Genomic DNA, 21,167 nt, shown 5'->3' with positions numbered 1-21,167 from the left:
AATGCCAGAAAAAGGGCTGATTGAAACAGTCCAGCAGCGCTAAACTCTTTCGTTCATTAATGAAAGAACAACAATGGGTTTTAAACGCCCTCTGCTCATTGGAGAATTACCCCTGAAAAGCTCCCTTTTACTACTTCCTTTCCATCCTGATTTTTACATACAAAGGATGTTGTAATGGCTATTCTATTTTTATTTTCTTGAATCTCGTATTCTTCAACTTTAACTTCACATTTGATTGTATCTCCTGTAAAAACAGGTCTTATAAACTCAAAATTCATCGTACGAGCCAGTATATTGTAATCTCCACCTATTTTTGTAGGCAGAGTTGCTGTTAATAACCCTTGAACGACAAGTCTTCCCTGTTCATCTGGGGTTATATGGTGAATCCCTTCATCACCTGAAATCTCTGTAAATAATTCAACATCCCTTACTGTAAACTTCCGTTCAAACGTAATGACATCCCCTACTTTTAACACCAAATTTTCTCTCCTTTGCTTTATATGATTTTATTTAAATATATATTTACTATTTTAACAGTAATTACCTCCAATTCTCTATAAACCCATCCGAAGCTCGTTTTAGCTGATTGAGCCTTATTCATTAACCTGTTCATTAGTTGAACAACTCTAACATACTGCTTACTTATCTTCGTAATATTAACTCAGTCATAGTGGAACAATAGCTAAAGTAATATATTTGAAAAGGAGTTAAAAATGCTAAAACAAAACATCTTATTTAACTTAGATGATACATTATCATACTGTAATAGATATTTTAGCCTGGTAATAGACGAGTTCGCTGAACAAATGATGGCGTGGTTTGACTCGAGTACCGAGGAAGAGATAAAACAGAAACAGCTTCAACTTGATGTTGCAGCGATTAGTGAGTACGGTCTAAAGTCGGAGCGTTTTCCCGAGTCATTTGTTGGTACTTATAAATACTTTTGCGACTTAACTGGAAGGGAAAAGAAAGAAGATGAAATACAATATTTAAGAAGGTTGGGTTTTAAGGTATTCGAGATCCCTATTGAACCTATTCCCTATATGAATGAAACTTTACAACGTTTAAAAAAAGAGGGACATGAATTATATTTGCATACAGGAGGAGATGAGGCTAATCAACGCAGAAAAATTTCCCAGTTAGAATTGACTATATTTTTTGAACACCGCATTTTTATTTCGGAACATAAAGATACAACAGCTTTATCCGATATTTTAAAAACCATTAAGGCTGACCCTAATGTAACATGGATGGTTGGAAATTCATTAAGGACGGATATTGTTCCAGCACTGGAAATGGATATCCACGCCATATACATCCCGGCAGAAAGCGAATGGAAATATAACATGGTTGAAGTAAACGTTGAGCATCGTAGTAATTTTATAACAGTAGATTCACTTCAAGAAGTTCCTGATGTAATTTATAGATGTATCCAAGATCAAATGATGTAAGTGGATGGAATAACCCTTATATTTAAGAAAAGAAGCACTCAAATTTTCTTGATTTTGAATATTTCACCTGATTACATTCCTTGAAAAGCAAGTATAAGATGAGGGGCAGGACACAAACTATGCAAAAAGGAGAGTGTATATCATGGATGAAAAGGGTTTAAAACAGGACGCAAGTAATACTTTACCTACAAATAAACAGAAAACTCCAGATACAATAGCAAGCATTGATGAGTTGAAAAAAGAGCATGAACCAGAGTATGTATTTTTATATTGGGATGATTGGAGATAAATATCTTAAGAAGAGAAAATGAAATGAAATGAATATTGGAGAAAATAATACCAAAAAAAGCAATTCTCCTTATTGGGAATTGCTTTCAATCCAGTGGGAAATTTAAGTAATGCCCGAGTTAATTGAACAAGGAAAATGACATACAATTCCAATGCTTTGAATCCCTTTTTCTTGGACCTATCCAGCCCTTTTTTTGTAATTCTTTAGCAATAAACATATTAAAAAAACCGTGTCCAACTAAAACCACCGATTTGTATTCATTCGCGTAATCAATTAGCTGTTGTGCTGCCTTATTTGCCCTGAATTTTGCTTGATCCAAAGACTCGCAATTGGTTGAATATCCACTAAACCATAGTATTCTTAAGACAATCGCCCAGGTACTTGGCTTGAATTTTAAATTAAATATTTGTGATGTATAAGAAGGTAACTCAGTTTCTCGGAATGAAGGGTCAGAAATGATATTCGTTACTGGATCTAATAGTCTTGCTGACTCAACAGCCCTTTTTAAATCACTGGTAATAATAATATTTGCAGTTGCAACTTTTTCAAGGGTTGCAGAGGGATAGGTTGACTCTTCAATCACTCCATTGTAATCATACTTATCAACCCACTTCTTAAATTCCCAACCACTTATTTTATCATTTTCAGTTAGTTGTGATTTTCCATGTCTAATCAATGATATTTCCATAATACTTCTCCTTGAATTTGCATGTTACTTACTACCATTAACTGTTATTCTATAAAGAATTAAGAAATCCGTCTTTCACCAATCCGCCCCGTTTGTGTACAAGAAAAAAAAGCCGCCGCAGTGACCGTATTTAAGAAACCCTTTATTTAAAAAAATATCACTCATTTGGGTGTCAGTAACAGAAAAGCATTACCGTTGTTACAGTAAGGTTGCATTAGTTCAATAACACTTATAAATACATAATCATAAAGTCGACATCAAAATAAATATTATTTTTCAGTCTTAAACCTTTTTTCTCTGTACCAAAAACTTCAAATCCAAATGAGGAATAAAGTTTTTTTGCTGATTCATTTGTTGAAACAACCGCTAAATATACTTGTTCCAACCCTTCTATATTTTTTGCTTTCTCTATTGCTTCTCCCATTAAAGCCTTCCCAATTCCGAAACCTCTTATGGAATCAGAAACATACATTGCTCCAATATGTGCCCTATGTCTTAGTTTATATAACTTTTCTTCATATAAAGTAATGATTCCAACCAGTTCTCCCTCCTCAAAAGCTCCGTAAGTAAAAGAGTCGTTTGATTGAAACTCGTTTTGATATTTTTCAATAGAAAAAACTCTTTCTTCTTCATAACTGGAAGCAAATGCTTCTGGAATATTTTTTAAAGATTCGAGCCTTATATTACGATACTTTTCTGCATCTTCTAATGAATCTAAAATTCTAATTTCCACCATTTTTCCCCTTTAATCATTTAATCTATATGTTTCATTTTACAATAAAGTTATTACTTGTTTTCAAGTTAAAGGAAGTTAGTCTGATTCAGTTCTTCAAGTCTGATACCGTTTACATTATTATTTGGATTTCCATTCATATTGAATATCAGGTAAATTTTCTTCATTTTCGTGTCCTCTACTAATGATTTTAAATCCATTCTTTCCATAAAATCGTTGTGCGTTTTCATTTACTTCAAATGTATATAATGTTAATCTCCCACTTGATTGTTCTTTTACCTTGTTAAGTAACGTTTGACCTATACCGATTCCTTGATAATCAATATGAATATAAAGTTGGCTTATCTCCCTTTCATTATAGGCAATCATGCCAACTACTTTGTCATCAATTAACGCTAAATCTATTTGAAACTGTTCAGGTAATATATGATTTAAAAAATGTATATGATTTTCAATACTATGAATTTCTTTCTGACCAATAGCTCGTTCTTTACTATCTCTCCACATTTCCACTGTCTGTTTAGCATAAGAAGGAATATACTGAGTTATTATGAATTTGTGTTGGTCCACTACAATAACTCCTTTAGATTTATTTATTGGTTTATACGTTGTTTCTATCTTAAAATACGATAAATATTACACGATAAGAGTATTTTATTTTGTAATATTTCTTTTCAGCCATCTTCTTTCATAATCCTGTCCCTTTAATAGAACTAGCAAAAAAGCCGCCGCAGCGACCGTATTTAAGCACCTGTTTAACTATGTATGAATAATTACGGCAAATTATTTTTCCCATAACTCCACTCGTCTGCCTTCAGGATCTTCAATCCAAACAAACTTACCAAATTCACTACTCTCTTTTTCCTTTACAAGAGGTACACCAATTTGTTCAAGATGATTAATCATCTCATCCAGATTATAAACTTGGAAATTTAACATCACTTGTTGCTCTGTTGGGAAGTAGTTGTCCTCTTCAGTAAAGAAAGAAAAAATCGTTTCACTTTCTGATTGGGGCTTGATAATAGTTCCATTCCAATTGTCTATTTCCATCTTAAACACTTCACTGTACCATTTTTTTGTAGCCTCTAGATTTTTAGTTCTCCAAAATATTCCACCAAAGCCTTTTATCATCATAATTATCTCCCTCACTTCATCTAATTTCATAATTTTACCATTAAACTATAATTTCTAGAAATAAGATCAAATTCCTTCTTCCACGAAGCTGCCTCATGCCCTTTCGTCTGAACTATTTTTTCTGCCTTTTTTGAAAAAATAAAAAACCCCTAAAAGGCATAATATCCCTAGGAGGCTGTTCTTCTTTAATTTTTGAAATACTTTTTACCCCTTTTTTCAAGTTTTGTATCTGATTCATATGTACATTGTTCTATCTGTTTATTGTTTTATGGGTCTTTCGAAGATTAATTCATAGTATGTCCCTACTGCAACTCCAGAAGTTGCAAAGTCTGGTGAGAAAATTTGTACAAATCTCCAGCCCTCATTTGCATGTTTTTTAATTACTTCTTGATAGTCTTCTTCAGGTTTACCAGACAATTTTTTAAACTCTATTTTAATAAACTTATATTCATACATATATTTTCTTCCCCCCTATTCAATGCACTCGCGGTCTTAGATTAGATCATAACCAATCTTTCACATAAGCAATTAATCCTAATAAAGCACCTATTCCCGCACCTATAAAAGCTAGCATTACATAACTTGACTTATTTATTGAGTCTTTTGAATTCTCAACATTATGAGTATCCCTATAGCTAAAGCTAGGGGTTTCGAAAGAATAGTCTTTAAAAGCACCATTGTCTATACGTGGGCTACCACAAGTCCCGCTACTACATCAGGCCGAAGCCTTCAGCTTTGCATGTCTATTTTTTATGATAAAGATTTTCTGTGGAGATTGAAGGATTTGTCCTCTTTCAAGTCCTTCGAAAGCATTCTTTACATGTTTACGCACGATATTATAGGCACCATTTACATCTGCATGGATTAACACTTTTGATCCTTTAATTTTGTAAAAGGCTCTTGTGCTTCGATACCCACTAAAAGTAGTTTGGTGTTCTTCTCCGAAAGTTGGGATTGGGTCATTATTCAAGAAACTTGACTTGGAGGTATAGCTTTCTTCCCTATCAATGACTTGAATACCTTTACGCTCAGCTTTGTATCGAATCATTTCAATGAAAGTTGTATAGGGAATTTGGATGAACGTTTGCTTATCTGCCTTTTGCATAGTCACCTCCACTTTCCAGCCAACATTCCTTCCAATAATGATGGTATCGATGTTTCTTTCTAGCGCAATTTCCAACACTTTAGCACTAGCCTTATGCAAAAAATCCATGACTCGGTTATTTCTTTTTCGATCCAGCGAAATCATTCGAGTAGTGGTAAATATCCCTTCTTTTGGTCCTTTACCATTTCGAATGATACTCATGTACTTTGCCTTTAATTTGTTATAGTATTGATTCGTTGATTTTAACCATGTGCCCTTGATAAGAAGAGGCTTTTGCCCCGTATTATCGACGATAGTTGTCAGGTTATCAACACCTAAATCAATACCCATTACTCGTTTCGGCTCAAATACCAATTCATTAGTTTGTTTTTCAGACCGTTGGGTTTCCTTTTCTTGTTTACTTTTAAAAACAACTTCTACTACATAGCGTCCATAGGACGGTACTATTCGAACCTGTTGCAGTTTCCCTTCGAAATAAGCCACCTTTCCCAAGTTTAATAGAAGATGAGTTCCTGGTAATTTAAGAACATTTCCATCTTTAATTTTGGCAATTTGATTGGTTAAATAACACGTCGTGCGACCATTTTTCTTTTTGTATTTTGGAATCTTAGGTTTTCCAGTAAAGTAGGCAGGATTGATTTTATATTTCTTTGAGGCTTCGAAGAAACTTTTCCAATCGTCATAAACTTTTTTTATCGTTTGTTGATTGGACTGGGAGGGCATAGAAGTGTAATCTATTTGTTTCATCACTTTAAATAAGGCTTCAACAAAGCCATATCCAATAAATGGTTTTTCATGATGAGGCATTTGAAATGGTTTGAACTTTACATCAGTTATTTTGCCGCTTTTGTTTACTTTCTTAGGTTTCGCCTTTTCTTTTTCATAGCTTTTCTGGCGAATCTCATTCATTTTAGGTAAATGCAATTCGATATCCGTTAGAGCCTGAAGTTGATTTTTATTTCTCGTTCCTTTTTTAAAAGCGGTGTAGACCTGTCTAATATAGTAATTGGTAATGTTGTACAAATTCTTCGCTTTAAAACATAGAGAATCAAAGTAATCGAACAATTCATGATCCGGATGTATTTGTATTTTATAGGAACTATACATTAGGTTCACCCGCCCTAAAGGAACAAATGTTCTATTTTTATTTCCATTATACCATGTTGTTTTATAGAATGTATAGTGCAAGCACATACTCTTATCATAAAAAAATTATAAATTACAGCTAATATCCCCATATCTAAAGCTAGGGGTTTTACGCTGCTTTTTGATAACTTATTGGGACCCCTCCTCTTTATAACTTTACTCAATTTAATCATCCTCAAAAAATTTATAGCTTACAATTCTACTAAATATTTAGTAGAATTTCCTTCTTGTGTAGCTGTATCGTTGCACCCTTTTTTATGTTCCCACTAACAAGGCAGTCACGACATCATTGATCCTGTAAGAATGGGTATAGCTGCTAATGTTTGGTATGCCCTTACTGCTATTGGGAAAAATAAATTGGCATGCAATTTCAAATGGAGGAATTTAACATGGGCAAAACAATTTTCATTACTGGTGCAGGCACCGGGCTTGGCCGAGGTGCAGCAATAGGTCTTGCCAAAAATGGGCATAGTGTGATTGCAACTACAGAACTGACTTCTCAAAAGACAGACCTACTGCGGGAAGCAAATGACTTAGGACTGAATATAGAAGTGATTAAAGTGGACATTACGAATCCTTTGGACCTGGAACAGATGGAGAAGTATGATTTTGACGTATTTGTTGCAAATGCTGCCATCAATGAACGAGGGCCACTCGGGGAAATGCCGATGGACCGTTTTCGGGCACTTTTTGAGGTAAATATTTTCGCAACCTTGGAAACAGTACAGATAGCTGCACGGAAGATGGTTGAAAAGGGAAGCGGGAAAATCGTTTTTATGAGTTCGATTTCTGGAATATTAGCAGCTCCTTACAACGGTGCATATGCCGCTACAAAGCATGCGATTGAAGCAATTGCGCATACCCTAAAGTTAGAACTTCAAGGATTCGGAGTAAAAGTTGCTACTATTAACCCTGGTGCCTTCAAGACGGGCTTTAATGATCGGGCGGCAGAAGAGTTATGGAAATGGTACGATGCAGGGAAATGCTTCACAAAAAAAGAGGATATCAAAAAGGCGGAAGATGGGTTAAAGAACCAGTATGACCCGGAAGTTCTAATTGCAAAAATGGTAGAAATCATCCCAGCTGACCAACATAAATTCCGAACCGCCTATCCTCAACAAACAGAGAAACAGATGAAACAAGAAGAACAAAAGTGGTGGGAGATGGATATATAGGACGCTTCATCCAATTCTTTTAACCTGTGGTATGGGGCTGTTGATAAAAAGGGAAAAGAGAGAAGGCTCTTTTCTCCTTTTTGATTTGGTGTTTGTTGAGGCTGACTAATTTTATGGGATTGGCGGCAATCCCTTTTTATTGCACTAAAAGGTTTGTTGAAGAAGGTTATTTTCTGTTTTAAGCGAATTAGAATTTCAAACAAATCTTGTACGAAAACAGGTATTGTATATAACTGGAACATAGGAGGTATTAGATATGAAGATCAATAGAATAGATCATGTGAGTATAAACGTAAATGATCTTTCAGCGGCTAAAATGTTTTTTCTTGATTTAGGACTTGAAGTGCAGGCGGAATGGGAATTGGCTGGAGAACTGTTGGACAAAATAGTTGGGCTTAATGATGTTAAAACGGCATGTGTAGGATTGGGGATGCCAGATGGTCAGGCATGGATAGAGTTAGTCAAATTTTATACGCCTTCAGATGAAAAAAATATTCAGCAGCCTTTTGCAAATACGCTGGGTATCCGACATATATGCTTTGCTGTTGAAGATATTGAAGCTATTGTTGCCAAATTGAAAAAGAATGGCACGGAAATCTTTAGTGAGATACAGCAATATGAAGAAAGTTATAAGTTGTGCTACGTTCGTGGTCCAGAGGGAATTATTTTAGAGTTGGCGGAGAAAATCAAATAAATTTAAGCTTTTTTGACTCTGAAAAAAACTGTGATTTGTGTTGAATTATTCTAGGGTTGGTACCAATTTATCATCCCAGACGGCTTGCCAAAAAACTTATCAAATTTCTTGCCATTAGCTTTAATGATAATGCTGGCGCTGCTTCAGATCAGTTAAAGAATTAATAGATTGATTAGTGTTAACTAAAAATCAACTTGCTCCGACCATTCAATCGTTTAAGCACCAAAACGTTACCCAGTTCAAAGTTTACTCGACTTCGGACATGACCTTGCTTTTTTGACCCTGCCTTGTCCGAAGGTGACACGCCTTCGGACACGACCTTGCTTTTTATGTCTTCCCTTGTCTGAAGGTGACTCGACTTCGGACATAATCTAGGAATTGGCTTCAACTATTTTTATTTTCAAGGAAAAAGTTGGACATATTATCCGTAGGAGGTGATATGGTGGCTGATAACAAGAAAAATTCCGAGACAATAGAAAAATACAGTAAATTAGATAGAAACGAAAACGATCGACACAATGATAATGCTATGGCAGCAGCGGATCCTGAAACCAATACCCCAAGAATAAATACAGATAATCTTTAACCGTAAGTTCATTATCAAACATTGAATAATGAAAAGGCGATTCTTCATTATGGAAGCATCGCACTATTCTTCTACTTACTTAGTTATTTTATGTATATAGAAATTCTATGTATATAAAATAATATTATTATAACTGTAAATAAACAATTTAATCTTGTTAGGGTGTAAATTTGAAATTTATCAAGACCTAAATCGTAAAAAGTCATAAAAAATAGAGGTTGATACATATAGACATGACTATGTATCAACCTTTACTTCTTGTTCCGCAATCGTTTTCCTTTGCAGAACCATAATACCTTTTTCTTTATCTATTAATTACAGTACATCGCATTGCGCCTCTGCGAATTAACTCCTCTGCTCTTGTTAATGAAATTCTAACAAGTACAGCTTCGTCTTCATTGTTTTCCACGTCGAAAACCAAAAATGCTTGACCATTTTCAATTAAAACACATATGAATTCTGCATTGTTACGTGGAATACGGTTAGCAATTGTACAACGTTCGACTCCCGCTCTTATTAACGTTCTAAACTCCCGCTCAGAAATTCGGATAAAAACAAATTCCTCTAAGTCTATATTCTCCACTTCAATTTCTACCAGTAGAAAGAACCGATTTCCAATTCTCACCACACAATTTGCTCCAATAGAAACAACGTCATTATTCATTATTTTCCACCTCCCTATGATTTCATTAAATTCAAAAGGCAGAAAAATGTTTGGACAAACATACAATTATTTTGAAATCTTATTTTATGAAACACTTAAAATAACCCAAGGTATTATACATTCAATCGAACAGATTCCCTAACCTAATTTCAACTAACCTCCCCATAGCAAAACACAAGAAGAAATCGAAACGTTCGGCAAAGAAGAATTCGGTCAATCCCTATTCATTAGTTATACAGAATAATTAAAGGACGGTCCTTTTTGATAATTAGTTCCGTTATTGTATAGAAACATTGTAAATAGAATATGAATTAGCATATCAATTAACAAAGTAATTGGTATGCTTTTTTTCTGTTGACATAACAGTGTTTTCGCCTAAATTATATGTAAATTAGCATAGTAATTAACATACCTAATAACAGAGTGACAACAGTTAATGTCATCTTGCTATTGAAAAAAATCAAGGATTGTTACCATTTTATGTTAAAATATAGTTAAATATTTTCGAAAATTGTTTACTTCAACTATATTAAGATAAAAAACAATTAATTTATAGAAAAAATAAGTATGGTGTTGAATTTTTTCAAAAATCATATGGGGGGAAAAAATGAATAAAATTTTAATCGGTGGATTTGTTATGTTTGGTGGTTTATTAGTTTGTTTAACAATAATATTATCTGGTGCTATATACGCAACGAGTATTACAGCTTGGTCTGGAAAGTCAAAATTATGGTTTGCAATTTTTGGAGAAAAACAATACGGCGATGAAGTTGTACAGTCTTTGTTTCTTGGTTTCCCATTTATTGTTGGAGCTTTGTTTGCGACAATTGGTTTGATAATCTTAGGTTATGAATATTATAAAACATTTAAGAAATAGGCTTTATAATTGTACGAATGGGTTCTTCGATTCAATAAGCACTAATCATACAAAGGTTGGGTTTCCTCAATTTTACCCAACCTTTTTTGTATGCTAAACATATTGTTATTTATGTTGCTATTACATATGTTATTTAATCTGTGATTTCTGATTTTCTCCAAATTATCGGAACTACTTACCTTTTTGAGGGACCTTCCTTTGTTAACCCAAATATTAGATTTGTTTATTAAACTAATCTCCCCATGGCCCAAAAAAAGATTGTTCTAGCTCTTTAATTTTATTCCTCACAGTGTTAAAAGCACTCGATCGTTTATACAATTTTTAGGGAAATCTCTTACAAATATATGCTATTCTTATCATTTAGGTATCCAATTAAATCATCTGTTCCAAAAGGCTTTTGCTTCTTCCTCAAGTACCTTTAATCTTTTATAGTAATCAGGAAACTCGTTAAGATGGGCCAGTGCAATTTTTCCAGTCATAATAGGATCATCGCCTGTAACATTCGTTTGGCTGGAAATTTTTCCATGCTCAAGCTCTGTATTTACTCCCATCCAAAATTCATTTAAATCGAACTTGCTTTTATTAAAATCAATACCTAATAGTAAAGCAATTGCTGCTGCTTCCTCTTTGGAAAATGATTTAACCCTAGCTGCAGATCGATTATTTCTATACCTGTTCGTACTTCCGGTGGTTGAATATAGATATTGAGTACCATAGTTATAATCGTTAATGAAGTGGTTCAAATAGGGATTATGATAGTAGTACAAAACACATCTCTCCTAAAAAGGTAATTATCAACACTATACGTTAGACAGCTATTTATGAGCATGTCTTCTAAAAGTTAACCAATAGTGAATATAACCAAAAATACCACTTGGCTAATTAACTGACCTCCCCGTTTTGAACAAAAAAAAAGATCGCTGCAGCGATCTCCCCATTAACTCTAATATATCACCCTAATATACTCACGGTAGAAACGTTGAACCTATTTCATTTGCACTCTTAGTGTTCAAAGAAGCATTTTCATTTAATTGTTGATTAGTCGATTTGTGATGTTCTTGATCTATAAATTTTGCTCTGTTAGGAAATAGTTTATCGAAGACTACACCAAACAGAACAAGTGACAATAATAATCCCCAAAACAGGTAAGCGAAGAATGACATAAAATAACCTCCTTCAATAATTTTTCCAATATTCAAGCAAGTCTAATATTATTATACTATAAAATACATATTTTTACAATGTAGTTAATAAGTTACCCATCTTGGTTCGATTCTGCCCGCAACCTTGAAGCTGAATTCTATCTCTCAGCTGCATATGGAGGTTGTACCATCAAGAAAACCATATTTCGAAGCTGTAATGAGTAGGTTATCAGTGTTCAAATCTGAAAAGGTAAACCTATTCGATCTGGTTGAAGAGCAAAGCCTCGATGGGATTCCTCTAAAAAAGAAGAACAGCACTTATGCGTTTACGTTGACTAATAAATCCATAGTCAAGCTAAAAAATACCCATAGTTAAGCTAAAAAAAACCATAATCCTGTCCCGGAAAGTATAGGATAATATCTGTAGATTTACAAAAAGGAGGCAGTATAGTGAAAAAGTTACGGAAATCTTTATTGTCGTTTTGCATTGTAATCGCTTTCTCCACAATCCCTTTCAGTGCATCGGCTGAGGAATCGTTAGTGAAGGTCTCTTCAGTGGATGAAATTTCAGCAGCGATGAGCAAAGCGCAACCAGGTGATACGATTGTGATGAGAAACGGAGTATGGAAGGATGCTGCCATTGTGATGGAAGGCGCAGGCAAGCCGAATAAACCCATCACTCTGCGAGCGGAAACACCGGGTCAGGTAGTGCTCAGCGGTGCCTCCACACTCAATATCGGAGGATCGTATCTAGTGGTGGACGGCTTGGTATTCAAAGATGGGGGAGATATTGATGATTCCGGTGTCATTGAGTTCAGGGTGGGAGATCAAGAAGCGACGCATTCCCGTCTTACTAACGTCCAAATGATTGATTATAACCCTTCAAGCAATGAGAAGAACACGAAGTGGGTTGGATTATACGGCAGCTATAACAGGGTGGATCATTCCTATTTCAAAGGCAAGAAAAACATCGGTGCGATGATGGTAGTTTGGAGAGAGCAGGCGGGCGAGCAGCACCATGTCATTGATCACAATCATTTTGCCGGCCGGCCCATCTTGCTCGACGATAGTGGACAAGTGATTAGTAATGAAGCGGAAACGCTGAGAATCGGAACGAGTACCTATTCGCTCACGGATTCACATACAACGGTAGAGAACAACCTATTCGAGAACAATGATGGAGAAATCGAAATGGTTTCGGTTAAATCAGGGAAGAATGTGATTCGCGGCAATACATTTTTGAACAATACAGCCACCGTCACACTTCGTCATGGCAATGGAACGCACATTGAAAACAACTTCTTTTTCGCCAATGGCAAGGCGAACGCCGGCGCGATCCGCGTTATAGGCGAAGACCATGTGATAGCCAACAATTATATCAGTGGCATTGTGGGCAGCAATACGACACGTGGGGCCATTGTTCTAACCAATGGCATACCTAACTCTGCTCTCAACAAATATTTTCAAGTCAAAAATGTGCTCATTACTCACAACACACTGGTGAACAATGAAAACAACATTGTCGTAGGCGATAAAAAAAGCAGTACGAATACTTTAGCGCCTGTAGAAACGATTATAGCAAATAACGTTGTACAGGCAAGCGGGAACGCTAAGCTTCCTCTTATTAAGGTAATCGACGATTCAGCAGCTCTTAGGTATGAAGGAAATTTCATGGATGGCGCTGAACTTGGGATTGGGCCGGTCGCAGGGATTAACCAGCAAAATCCTCAGCTGGCTTTGACAGAAGACGGATTATTCCGTGCGGGCGAAAAAAGTCCGATTATCAATGCATTGAAAAACGGGCCTTACTCCGTAAAAGATGATATGGATGGCCAGCCCCGACCTCAAGGAAACAGGGATGCCGGAGCGGATGAGGTATCCAAAACGCCTATAAGAAATAAGCCTTTACAGCCTAGCGATGTCGGACCCGAATGGCTGAACGCATCTAAATAAGAACTAACCGAGCTCCCATCAGTATGTCCCATATCGAGACACGAATCATTGAATCAATATAATATGAAGGCAGGCGTGCAAAAAACGCCTGCCTTCTTCTATTCTTTTGAATAAGCGTTTCCCTGTTCCTCATCTCGAGCCTCCCATCGTTTCATCCGTTCTGTTTACTTATCTGCTTCGTAGCTCAATAAGAAAAGGCCGCGAAATGGCGCTCCAATCTTTAACTCTTGTATTTTTCTAAGCACCCAATATGGTTAACCAATACAATCAAAGAACAGATAAACCTTGCGATCCAAAATAAGGAAATTTTGTCCATTTAGCAACTTGTATTCTTACTAGACTACCATCATCATTGATATTAAAGACTGATACTGTACCCTGATTTCCGTTTAGAGTGTAAAGATTTCGGCCATCCTTACTCACTCCAACATTCAATGGCAAGCCAGTTGCTGTCCCTGCTGGTGTACTAGTAGTATGCCCGACAACTGTTAGTACACCGTTACGATGTACCGCTTAAGGTGTTGATAGCGTAAGCAAATTGCTCATTCCTCGTTGTGGTAACCCAGCAAGTGGCTTTTTGGCCGGTCGGTACAGAGCCACTAATTACATTAAGTATCCCGTTGTCACTTAACGAATATGATGATAGCGCATTAGAACCTGCCTCCGAAACCAAAAGCAGTCCTGAGGAAAGGATAATAGAGCCAAACGGTGTCATCCCATTGGATTCGTTAATAATTGGTCCGGTAAGAGTACCATTTTTATTAACAAGGAATACACTGAGATGGTTTGTAGTAAGCTCGGGTACAACAATTTTACTGCCATCCCGAGTGAAGAGAATTTGCACGGGCTGAGCATTAATGGTACTTAGAGAATGAATAGATTCCGGGATATAAGAAAGGTGCCCACTATCCTCTATGCGAAAACCCGAAATATTGGATGTAAATTGATTAGCGGGATCACCCACATTGGAAACATAGAGAAGATTACCGAACACACCTATGCTATTGGGCTGAGTGCCTCCAGAAGGCTTCACATCCACGAGAATAAGTTTTCTGCTGTCGGATACGATAAAACTACTTATACTATTGCTGCCTGTATTAACTGCAAATAGGAAACGGCCATCAGGGGACAAAGTTAGTGAACCTTCTGACATAAGGGGATCAATTCCATCGTTTGGTGTTGCAGTTGAGACCTCCTTTGCACCGGTACCTTTTCCATATGTTGGGTATGATCCGACAAAAGTAAGCATTCCATTCAAATCCCTGTAAAAGGCAATGACTGAATTCATTGCTTCCATATTAGTCATAATATAAACCATACTCGAATGAACATAGTTGTTGGTCATCAGCATTTTATGATTCTCCACCCCCTTCATAATTTTATATGGTTCCTTTTACAATTTAATTCCCCAAATGGATGTAAATTGGTTTACAAAGTGAGGTTTAATGCAACTACTGCCCTGCCTGCTAAAGAGACTGCTTAAACACAGGGTCTATTATGACCCAAAGAGGGCTTAATACAAGTCCTTAAATCACGTACCTAAGAATACATATAAACAACGAATTTAAGGTGCATTCCTTCAACATTTTCTAAGTTGATACTATATATTAGGGGGCGTTAGTTCAAAAATAAATCCTTTTATAACTTATGACTTATAAAACTAAACTACATTGTGTCATCTATTATGTAGAAGCATAATATGTATTACCACTCATTGTAATACCTCCTAAATAGGAGGTGATTTTATGTCAGGAGCAGTTGGAGGATACGCTGGCGGAGGTTTCGCCTTATTAATCGTATTGTTTATCCTCTTAGTCATTATTGGAGCTAGTTTCTGTGGTTATGGATACTAATTAAAAATGGATCTCACTTTTGGGTTTTTCATTTTCCAAATTGACTTTACCTGAACTAAAATCAAAGAGGTGATTCCTTAGGAATCGCCTTTTTTTGTGTACCAGACATGTACAGGTTGCTAATCATTATTTGATTAATACTATCTAGAACTCGGAGATCAGCCCGTTCTCTTCTAACATAAACACAAAAATCGTCCGCAAAGCGAACGAATTTTGACCACGTTTCTTCAGTTCCTTATCTAATTAGTTTAAGTAAACATTACTAAGGATTGAGCCATCTTTAAGTTTCCTTTTAAGAAGGTGCAGGTATTTACTGACGTGACCAAAGAGTTCATCTACAGTCATTCCGTCAATTCCGGGCGCACCATAAAACAAGTCTGTCTATTGACAGCCTTGTTCCTAAACTAAAGCATCCAGTTAGTTGAAGATTTTATGCTAAGATGATATACAGAAATAATTAAGCTGATATGGAGATAAATAAATATGATTAGATTAGACTCACTAATATTGTTAGCTATTCCTTGGATAATTTACAGAGTTGTAGTTTTAGTAGTTAAAAAGCAAATCTCCATAAAAAACGAATTGATTAAAGTTCTTTTCTATTTTTCGGTAACTTTTATCTATTCCTTAACACTCTTTCCTTTTCCTTTTTATGACTATCCAAATATGGAAAGTGGCGGTATAAACCTGACTCCCTTTGAGAGCATATATAATTTATTAACTCATTCTAATTTTATGTATACATTAAGGAATATAGTTGGAAACATCCTATTATTTATGCCCTTAGGTTTTTCTATTCCACTAAGATTTAAGGTAAACAAGTTTTGGAAAGTAATAATTTTTGGATTTTTCACTTCATGTTTAGTTGAGGTTATACAGTTATTAACTTCTATACGTTCATTTGATGTGGATGACCTTATACTGAATACTCTTGGAGCAATTATAGGGTTCGTTCTTTTTCGACTATTTGATAAAGTTAGACCCTTAACAAAAACAAATTAGAAAATGATTTTCATGTCCGATAATACATATTTTTACAATGCAGATAAAACTAAAACCCATGTTGGTTTGATAAAGTTAAGCATGTTATCCTATTACTATACTGTATGAAATATTAAGTTTATCCCAAACCCAAGCCTGAAAAACTCTGTCTATTTCTATTTTTAGAGCTTCATCATCCAAATTTTCATCAATACCTAATTCTTTAAAAGCAAATGTTTCTGTCGCCTCTGTACCTTCATATTTTGTACTACTGAATGAAAATGTAACGGTCCTATCCATTGTTCCCATCCTCCTATTTTAACCCTGCATGAACTCGCCTTCCATTACAGTTTACAGTATGCCTCCTTAATGCACTAAACTCGTTCGTACAACATGCAAATGGATTTCCGCGGGGATTTCCACTTTTAGTGTTAGGTAAGCTATCACTTGGCTAGTTTGATGGAATGTGCACCCGCTCAAACTGACAAGCTGATTCTCTCATCCTGATGTGCAGCTCAATTCAGAATGACACGAAGAGAACCTCGTGTTGACCCAAGCAATACCATAGATTTCTTCATTAGATTACTTCAAAGAAAAAATAATATGTTCTCTTCCATTTCATTTACCACCAATCAAAAATAATTTTTATTTACCCTGTCCTTTTTAAAATTTTATAAATATATACACATTGAAGGGACTAAACCAATCGGCGGGCTACTATCGTCTTACGACCGAACCAAGGTTCCTTTAATAAAAAGTTCTATAAAGGAGAGATGAATGTGAGCAGGTTGTTAATCAATGAAAGCCCCGTAATGATTATTCCTAGTTTAGCAGCTAAGATTGGTTTAAATGAGGCAGTGGTGCTGCAGCAAATCCATTATTGGCTTGGAATCAGCAAGCATAAGATTGAGGGAAGAACCTGGGTTTATAATACATATGAAGAGTGGCAGAAGCAGCTGCCATTTTGGTCAGTGAGTACCATAAAACGGAGTATTCGCTCGTTAGAGATGCTGGGGTTATTGATTTCAGCTAATTTCAATCAGATGAAAATGGATAAGACAAAATGGTATAGCATTGACTATGAAAAATTGCATGAAATTGAAGATAGTCTGCAGGAACGCAAAGCTGCTCCTATTAAGGAAAATGCATCTGAGGAAGATTCGGAGATTACAAAAGAATCCGCTGTCCCTTCTTCCACGAAAAAGGAGATCCCATATGCAGAAATTATTGGCTATTTGAATGAGAAGGCGGGAAAGAACTTTAAACTAAGTTCGATTAAAACGAGGGAACTGATTCATGCTAGATATAGAGAAGGTTTTACGCTTGAGGATTTTACTAGAGTCATCAATTTAAAGTCCGCTGATTGGCTGTCTGATCCTGCTTGGAATAAGTTCCTGCGGCCAGAGACATTGTTTGGAACAAAGTTTGAATCGTATCTTAATCAGCAGGAAGGTAAGAATAAAATATCTGAGGAGGATTTTAATTTAGACGACTAAGAAAGAGATATATACGTTGATGGTACAGATTCAAGCCTATTATGAAAAGTTTCAATTTGATCAACAAAAGCTGGATGCCTGGCATTTGGTCCTGCAAAAATATTCGTATGATCGAGTGCAATCGAATCTATTGAAATTTGTGGCAGATTCGCCTCATCCGCCAAAGATTAGTGACCTGTCCCAGAATACATCGAGTGGACGCCCTATCCCTGGTAGATTTATATTAGATCTCAGTGATTAGAAACAGATTGGTAAATTAAATGCCCGTGCGTTTTATCTCAAAAGTAGATAATTTAAATTCGGATTTATATACTAGTGTATTTCCCATTGAGGCACAGATAAATGTTTTGGACTATTAAAAAAGCAGTAGGTTTTTAAAATGAAAAAAGCCGAAAATATGCAAGAAATAAATTAAAATTCAGCATATCTTCGGCTTTTTGATAACTTTAGATAGTAAACAAACTCCCCTATCACTATCTCTCTGCTGCATATGGAGGTTGTTCCATCCAGCCATTTTCGATCATGATTTTAGCTGCCTCTTCACAGAATAATGAAATTTTTGCAAACGATCTTGTATAGACTAGCCCAACATCGTGTCTTCCATTTACAGCAACTGAATTTCCAAATGCTCTTAACTTCATTGAAAACATATCTGCCTTGTGAAACAACATGATCTTATCAGAATAAGGAGAAAACGTTGAGTTTGTCACTAAATGATCTATAAGAGATGGAGAAGGCAAATTTTCATCGTGTAATTTTTGCATGTAACGTTCTACATTTGTTTGTGTAAGATCTCTCCCTTTTTCAAACAATTGCCGAACTTGTTCATCTTTTGCTACCTGGGCAAATGCCATAATGAGTGCTTTACTGGTTACATTGTTCTCAATATTATCGTAAAAATGGGTAATTTCCAAAGCATGTAAAGGTCGTACATGACCGAAGAAACCATTTAAAAAATCCTTTTGGATAAATTCAACTTTATTTGGAACTGGAATAAGAGGTGGTTTTATTATAAGCCCTTTATGCATTAGGATTGTTTTGATTTGGTCCATTAAATCGATAGTGGACTCTAAACAATATCTAAAAAGATCTCTTACATCTTTCCTGTAAACAAGCGGGTATCCTACGTTATAGATACTCATTCCTGCTTTTGCGGTATATTTTAAGTAATGGACATAGAACTCATCTTCAAATAAGCGAGGTGCGCCTTGGTTTACATCTTCCTCTTCAGAAAAGCCCTTAGGAATAGGGAAATTTTCTTTCTTAAAAATTTCTTCCGTTGTCTTCATGAAATCCGCACATAAATGATATGCATTTTCTACTAACGTTTTAATATCCTCATCCTCAACGTGTTGACGAAAATAAGTTAAAATGCATTTTGCCATACTGTTTCCCATATATGTTGCCCAAAGTTTTCCCATTTCTGCTGAAGTTAATTTTTCAGTAGTGTCTGTTTTTGGTGAACTTAGATTAATCGGTTTAAGTGCTATCATGTTAACCCCTTGCATTGCTTTTTCGGATAGTATTTAGCATAATGTGAAATTATATACAGACTCAACATTTAATGATTCCAGCACAAAGGAAAAACAAAATTCTGAAGGTAACGGGTTCGGTTGATGAGGAGAAAAATCCTAAAAACATATGTAAATAACAAACTAATTAACATATGTTTTAACAACAAATGAGCAATATGAATGACAAGTAAAAACGCTCAGATTTTTCCTGAGCGTTTTTGTCGTAATATTTATCAACCTAATTGAACTAAGCTACCCGTTAGTGGAACAAGGGTGGTTTCCAATTACCTCTCTTTTAATCGCTCTAACCACTGAATAAACCACTCTTGAGGTAATTTTACCTTTGATAAGTCTATTTTCTGCAACTCTTTTAATGAATAGGAATTAACCAAAAATAAATCCCACTGACATTCTATATCTCGTGCAACAATAGCTGCTTTTTCAATGATTGGAGACAATTCAGCATCCTCAAAGACCATTGTAAAATTATCACACCACTGTGCAAAATCATAATGTGAGAAATGGTTTTTATTTTTGGATATGCAACTTAATAGCTCACTTAAACTTTCGTATGAATATGGTAAAGTAATCGTTGTTTTATTCAAATTCCAACCAGTTGTCACATTTATCACCCTTTTTTAAGAAAAGCTACCCGTTAGCTTAACAAGTACCTTCTGGAAACATTCGTCAAAGTTGCACACTAATTTTCTATAACAAAGTGAACTAAACAAACTACAAATACATATAGATGCCTATAGAGTTTTTAATGACTATGTACTTGTTCGATGCGGCTGTCGTGTCAATGCTGAACTTTTAAAAAAACAACTTCTCTATCTTTCCTGAACAGGTAACAAACATTTCCGCAAGCTTATGCTGCGAGGGAGGTAAGTAATTTGCCGTTTAAACCACATCCCAATAATACTGCCATTGTAATCACAGACCCACAAAATGACTTTATGAGTCCTGGGGGAAGAGGCTATCATCTGACTAAAGGAACTATTGAACGAAACAATACCATACAAAAACTTGAACTATTAATGAGAACTGCCATCAATAAGGGATACCAACTTTTCATATCGCCCCATTATTTATACCCTCATGATTATGGCTGGCAATTTACAGGAAATGAACAAAAGATGCTATTAGGTCTTAGAATGTATCAAGTGGCAAATGCGTACACACCACCGTCATTTGGAGCTGATTTTGTTCATTCTTTCAAACCTTATATTTTTGATAGAAGAACCGTCATTGCAACTCCTCACAAGGTTGCCAGCCCACAAACAAATGACTTGGAATATCAGTTACGACAACATAGAAAAGAGAAGATAATTATTGCAGGGGTGCTTTCCAACGTTTGTGTAGAGTCCCATATGAGGCATCTAATCGAAACTGGTTTTGAAACAGCTGTTGTATACGATGCCACCGCAACAATTAGTGAAGAGGATTTTCAAGCTGCCGTTACCAATTATAAAGCATTTGCCAGTGCTACTTGGACGACACAGGAGGCTATTTCAAACTTATAAATCATTCCCCAATTGGTAATTTCCTATACAACTTGTCTGAACTGTCCCCAAGTGGTTACTTGGTCAGAATAAGAGCTTGGAATAACGGATGAATTTAGATAGCACACCCCCCTCCAATCTGTTCGGAGGGGGCTATTCTTGCTTGGTACAAACATAAAAGAGC

At 35.7% G+C, this 21,167-nt stretch carries 25 protein-coding genes and 1 pseudogene; 12 read left to right on the top strand and 14 right to left on the bottom strand.

From position 1 onward, the window contains the following. Positions 1-95: 95 nt before the first annotated feature. Positions 96-479, bottom strand: coding sequence for an FAS1-like dehydratase domain-containing protein (locus V7108_RS10565; protein WP_335568189.1), 384 nt, complete (start codon positions 477-479; stop codon positions 96-98). A gap of 234 nt (positions 480-713) precedes the next feature. On the opposite strand from V7108_RS10565, the gene V7108_RS10560 reads away from it, so the two are divergent. Next, a complete protein-coding gene (locus V7108_RS10560; protein ID WP_335568188.1) occupies positions 714-1,451 on the top strand; it encodes an HAD family hydrolase in 738 nt (245 codons plus the stop codon). A gap of 142 nt (positions 1,452-1,593) precedes the next feature. Next, positions 1,594-1,740: a hypothetical protein gene (locus V7108_RS10555; RefSeq protein WP_335517644.1), complete on the top strand. Its 147-nt coding sequence runs from the start codon at positions 1,594-1,596 to the stop codon at positions 1,738-1,740. A 118-nt stretch (positions 1,741-1,858) separates the two neighbouring features. Here V7108_RS10555 and V7108_RS10550 read toward each other — a convergent pair whose 3' ends face one another. The 6 genes from V7108_RS10550 to V7108_RS10525 all read right to left on the bottom strand — a co-directional run bounded on the left by V7108_RS10550 (position 1,859) and on the right by V7108_RS10525 (position 6,507). Further along, a complete protein-coding gene (locus V7108_RS10550) occupies positions 1,859-2,428 on the bottom strand; it encodes a histidine phosphatase family protein (protein ID WP_335568187.1) in 570 nt (189 codons plus the stop codon). A gap of 229 nt (positions 2,429-2,657) precedes the next feature. After that, positions 2,658-3,164, bottom strand: coding sequence for a GNAT family N-acetyltransferase (locus tag V7108_RS10545; RefSeq protein WP_335517650.1), 507 nt, complete (start codon positions 3,162-3,164; stop codon positions 2,658-2,660). Between the two features lie 117 nt (positions 3,165-3,281). After that, positions 3,282-3,731, bottom strand: coding sequence for a GNAT family N-acetyltransferase (locus V7108_RS10540; protein WP_335568186.1), 450 nt, complete (start codon positions 3,729-3,731; stop codon positions 3,282-3,284). Between the two features lie 213 nt (positions 3,732-3,944). Continuing rightward, a complete protein-coding gene (locus V7108_RS10535) occupies positions 3,945-4,292 on the bottom strand; it encodes a VOC family protein (RefSeq protein ID WP_335517656.1) in 348 nt (115 codons plus the stop codon). Between the two features lie 261 nt (positions 4,293-4,553). Beyond that, positions 4,554-4,751, bottom strand: a complete 198-nt coding sequence (locus V7108_RS10530; protein WP_335568185.1) for a DUF4177 domain-containing protein — start codon at positions 4,749-4,751, stop codon at positions 4,554-4,556. 259 nt (positions 4,752-5,010) lie between these two features. Next, positions 5,011-6,507 (bottom strand): RNA-guided endonuclease InsQ/TnpB family protein, encoded by a 1,497-nt coding sequence (locus V7108_RS10525; protein WP_335568184.1) that lies wholly within the window; start codon positions 6,505-6,507, stop codon positions 5,011-5,013. A 428-nt stretch (positions 6,508-6,935) separates the two neighbouring features. Between V7108_RS10525 and V7108_RS10520 the strand changes: the two genes are divergently transcribed. The 3 genes from V7108_RS10520 (at position 6,936) to V7108_RS10510 (ending at position 9,001) form a co-directional block, all read left to right on the top strand. Beyond that, positions 6,936-7,721: an SDR family oxidoreductase gene (locus V7108_RS10520; protein ID WP_335568183.1), complete on the top strand. Its 786-nt coding sequence runs from the start codon at positions 6,936-6,938 to the stop codon at positions 7,719-7,721. 256 nt (positions 7,722-7,977) lie between these two features. Beyond that, complete coding sequence (locus V7108_RS10515) at positions 7,978-8,415, top strand: VOC family protein (protein ID WP_335568182.1); 438 nt, start codon at positions 7,978-7,980, stop codon at positions 8,413-8,415. Positions 8,416-8,857: 442 nt separating this feature from the next. Continuing rightward, on the top strand, positions 8,858-9,001 hold the full coding sequence (locus V7108_RS10510) for a hypothetical protein (RefSeq protein WP_335517674.1): 144 nt from the start codon (positions 8,858-8,860) through the stop codon (positions 8,999-9,001). 304 nt (positions 9,002-9,305) lie between these two features. Here the strand turns inward: V7108_RS10510 and V7108_RS10505 are convergent, their stop codons facing one another. Next, entirely contained in the window at positions 9,306-9,665 is a 360-nt protein-coding gene (locus V7108_RS10505; protein ID WP_335517676.1) for a hypothetical protein, read from the bottom strand. 607 nt (positions 9,666-10,272) lie between these two features. On the opposite strand from V7108_RS10505, the gene V7108_RS10500 reads away from it, so the two are divergent. Next, positions 10,273-10,542, top strand: coding sequence for a hypothetical protein (locus V7108_RS10500; RefSeq protein ID WP_335509275.1), 270 nt, complete (start codon positions 10,273-10,275; stop codon positions 10,540-10,542). 377 nt (positions 10,543-10,919) lie between these two features. Here the strand turns inward: V7108_RS10500 and V7108_RS10495 are convergent, their stop codons facing one another. Next, the gene (locus V7108_RS10495; protein ID WP_335568181.1) at positions 10,920-11,309 is read right to left on the bottom strand and encodes a DUF5661 family protein; all 390 of its coding nucleotides are present in this window, start codon (positions 11,307-11,309) and stop codon (positions 10,920-10,922) included. 825 nt (positions 11,310-12,134) lie between these two features. Here V7108_RS10495 and V7108_RS10490 point away from each other — a divergent pair. Continuing rightward, positions 12,135-13,637, top strand: coding sequence for a polysaccharide lyase 6 family protein (locus V7108_RS10490; RefSeq protein ID WP_335568180.1), 1,503 nt, complete (start codon positions 12,135-12,137; stop codon positions 13,635-13,637). Here V7108_RS10490 and V7108_RS10485 read toward each other — a convergent pair. Continuing rightward, positions 13,630-13,770, bottom strand: coding sequence for a hypothetical protein (locus tag V7108_RS10485; RefSeq protein WP_335568179.1), 141 nt, complete (start codon positions 13,768-13,770; stop codon positions 13,630-13,632). The genes V7108_RS10490 and V7108_RS10485 overlap by 8 nt on opposite strands. 134 nt (positions 13,771-13,904) lie before the next feature. Beyond that, a pseudogene (locus V7108_RS10480) lies at positions 13,905-14,988 on the bottom strand (lactonase family protein). Positions 14,989-15,382: 394 nt separating this feature from the next. Between V7108_RS10480 and V7108_RS10475 the strand changes: the two are divergent. Together V7108_RS10475 and V7108_RS10470 are read left to right on the top strand one after the other, a co-directional pair. After that, positions 15,383-15,490, top strand: a complete 108-nt coding sequence (locus V7108_RS10475; RefSeq protein ID WP_335519467.1) for a YjcZ family sporulation protein — start codon at positions 15,383-15,385, stop codon at positions 15,488-15,490. A gap of 483 nt (positions 15,491-15,973) precedes the next feature. After that, complete coding sequence (locus V7108_RS10470; RefSeq protein WP_335568177.1) at positions 15,974-16,492, top strand: VanZ family protein; 519 nt, start codon at positions 15,974-15,976, stop codon at positions 16,490-16,492. 84 nt (positions 16,493-16,576) lie between these two features. Here V7108_RS10470 and V7108_RS10465 read toward each other — a convergent pair whose 3' ends face one another. Beyond that, positions 16,577-16,771, bottom strand: a complete 195-nt coding sequence (locus V7108_RS10465) for a hypothetical protein (protein ID WP_335519462.1) — start codon at positions 16,769-16,771, stop codon at positions 16,577-16,579. A 479-nt stretch (positions 16,772-17,250) separates the two neighbouring features. On the opposite strand from V7108_RS10465, the gene V7108_RS10460 reads away from it, so the two are divergent. Both V7108_RS10460 and V7108_RS10455 read left to right on the top strand, forming a co-directional pair. Then, positions 17,251-17,967 carry a conserved phage C-terminal domain-containing protein gene (locus tag V7108_RS10460; protein WP_335568176.1) on the top strand — a complete coding sequence of 239 codons (717 nt, stop codon included), beginning with the start codon at positions 17,251-17,253 and terminating at the stop codon, positions 17,965-17,967. A gap of 16 nt (positions 17,968-17,983) precedes the next feature. Next, entirely contained in the window at positions 17,984-18,208 is a 225-nt protein-coding gene (locus V7108_RS10455) for a hypothetical protein (RefSeq protein WP_420489185.1), read from the top strand. A 232-nt stretch (positions 18,209-18,440) separates the two neighbouring features. Here the strand turns inward: V7108_RS10455 and V7108_RS10450 are convergent, their stop codons facing one another. Continuing rightward, complete coding sequence (locus tag V7108_RS10450; protein WP_335568175.1) at positions 18,441-19,460, bottom strand: DUF3231 family protein; 1,020 nt, start codon at positions 19,458-19,460, stop codon at positions 18,441-18,443. Positions 19,461-19,765: 305 nt separating this feature from the next. After that, entirely contained in the window at positions 19,766-20,104 is a 339-nt protein-coding gene (locus V7108_RS10445; protein ID WP_335568174.1) for a hypothetical protein, read from the bottom strand. A gap of 270 nt (positions 20,105-20,374) precedes the next feature. Here V7108_RS10445 and V7108_RS10440 point away from each other — a divergent pair, with 270 nt between their 5' ends. Continuing rightward, on the top strand, positions 20,375-21,004 hold the full coding sequence (locus V7108_RS10440) for an isochorismatase family cysteine hydrolase (RefSeq protein WP_179602073.1): 630 nt from the start codon (positions 20,375-20,377) through the stop codon (positions 21,002-21,004). Positions 21,005-21,167: the final 163 nt, after the last annotated feature.

The organism is Neobacillus vireti, assembly GCF_036962345.1.
GTDB lineage: Bacteria > Bacillota > Bacilli > Bacillales > Cytobacillaceae > Neobacillus > Neobacillus vireti_A.
Note: the sequence above shows the minus strand (reverse complement) of the source record. Positions and strands in the feature narration are given on the sequence as shown.

Coding starts and splice junctions, on each gene's coding strand:
- V7108_RS10465 (WP_335519462.1), bottom strand. CDS start 16,771: ATGGATAGGACCGTTACATTTTCATTCAGTAGTACAAAATATGAAGGT.
- V7108_RS10535 (WP_335517656.1), bottom strand. CDS start 4,292: ATGATAAAAGGCTTTGGTGGAATATTTTGGAGAACTAAAAATCTAGAG.
- V7108_RS10470 (WP_335568177.1), top strand. CDS start 15,974: ATGATTAGATTAGACTCACTAATATTGTTAGCTATTCCTTGGATAATT.
- V7108_RS10520 (WP_335568183.1), top strand. CDS start 6,936: ATGGGCAAAACAATTTTCATTACTGGTGCAGGCACCGGGCTTGGCCGA.
- V7108_RS10475 (WP_335519467.1), top strand. CDS start 15,383: ATGTCAGGAGCAGTTGGAGGATACGCTGGCGGAGGTTTCGCCTTATTA.
- V7108_RS10505 (WP_335517676.1), bottom strand. CDS start 9,665: ATGAATAATGACGTTGTTTCTATTGGAGCAAATTGTGTGGTGAGAATT.
- V7108_RS10500 (WP_335509275.1), top strand. CDS start 10,273: ATGAATAAAATTTTAATCGGTGGATTTGTTATGTTTGGTGGTTTATTA.
- V7108_RS10525 (WP_335568184.1), bottom strand. CDS start 6,507: ATGTATAGTTCCTATAAAATACAAATACATCCGGATCATGAATTGTTC.
- V7108_RS10555 (WP_335517644.1), top strand. CDS start 1,594: ATGGATGAAAAGGGTTTAAAACAGGACGCAAGTAATACTTTACCTACA.
- V7108_RS10560 (WP_335568188.1), top strand. CDS start 714: ATGCTAAAACAAAACATCTTATTTAACTTAGATGATACATTATCATAC.
- V7108_RS10485 (WP_335568179.1), bottom strand. CDS start 13,770: ATGAGGAACAGGGAAACGCTTATTCAAAAGAATAGAAGAAGGCAGGCG.
- V7108_RS10515 (WP_335568182.1), top strand. CDS start 7,978: ATGAAGATCAATAGAATAGATCATGTGAGTATAAACGTAAATGATCTT.
- V7108_RS10550 (WP_335568187.1), bottom strand. CDS start 2,428: ATGGAAATATCATTGATTAGACATGGAAAATCACAACTAACTGAAAAT.
- V7108_RS10450 (WP_335568175.1), bottom strand. CDS start 19,460: ATGATAGCACTTAAACCGATTAATCTAAGTTCACCAAAAACAGACACT.
- V7108_RS10545 (WP_335517650.1), bottom strand. CDS start 3,164: ATGGTGGAAATTAGAATTTTAGATTCATTAGAAGATGCAGAAAAGTAT.
- V7108_RS10530 (WP_335568185.1), bottom strand. CDS start 4,751: ATGTATGAATATAAGTTTATTAAAATAGAGTTTAAAAAATTGTCTGGT.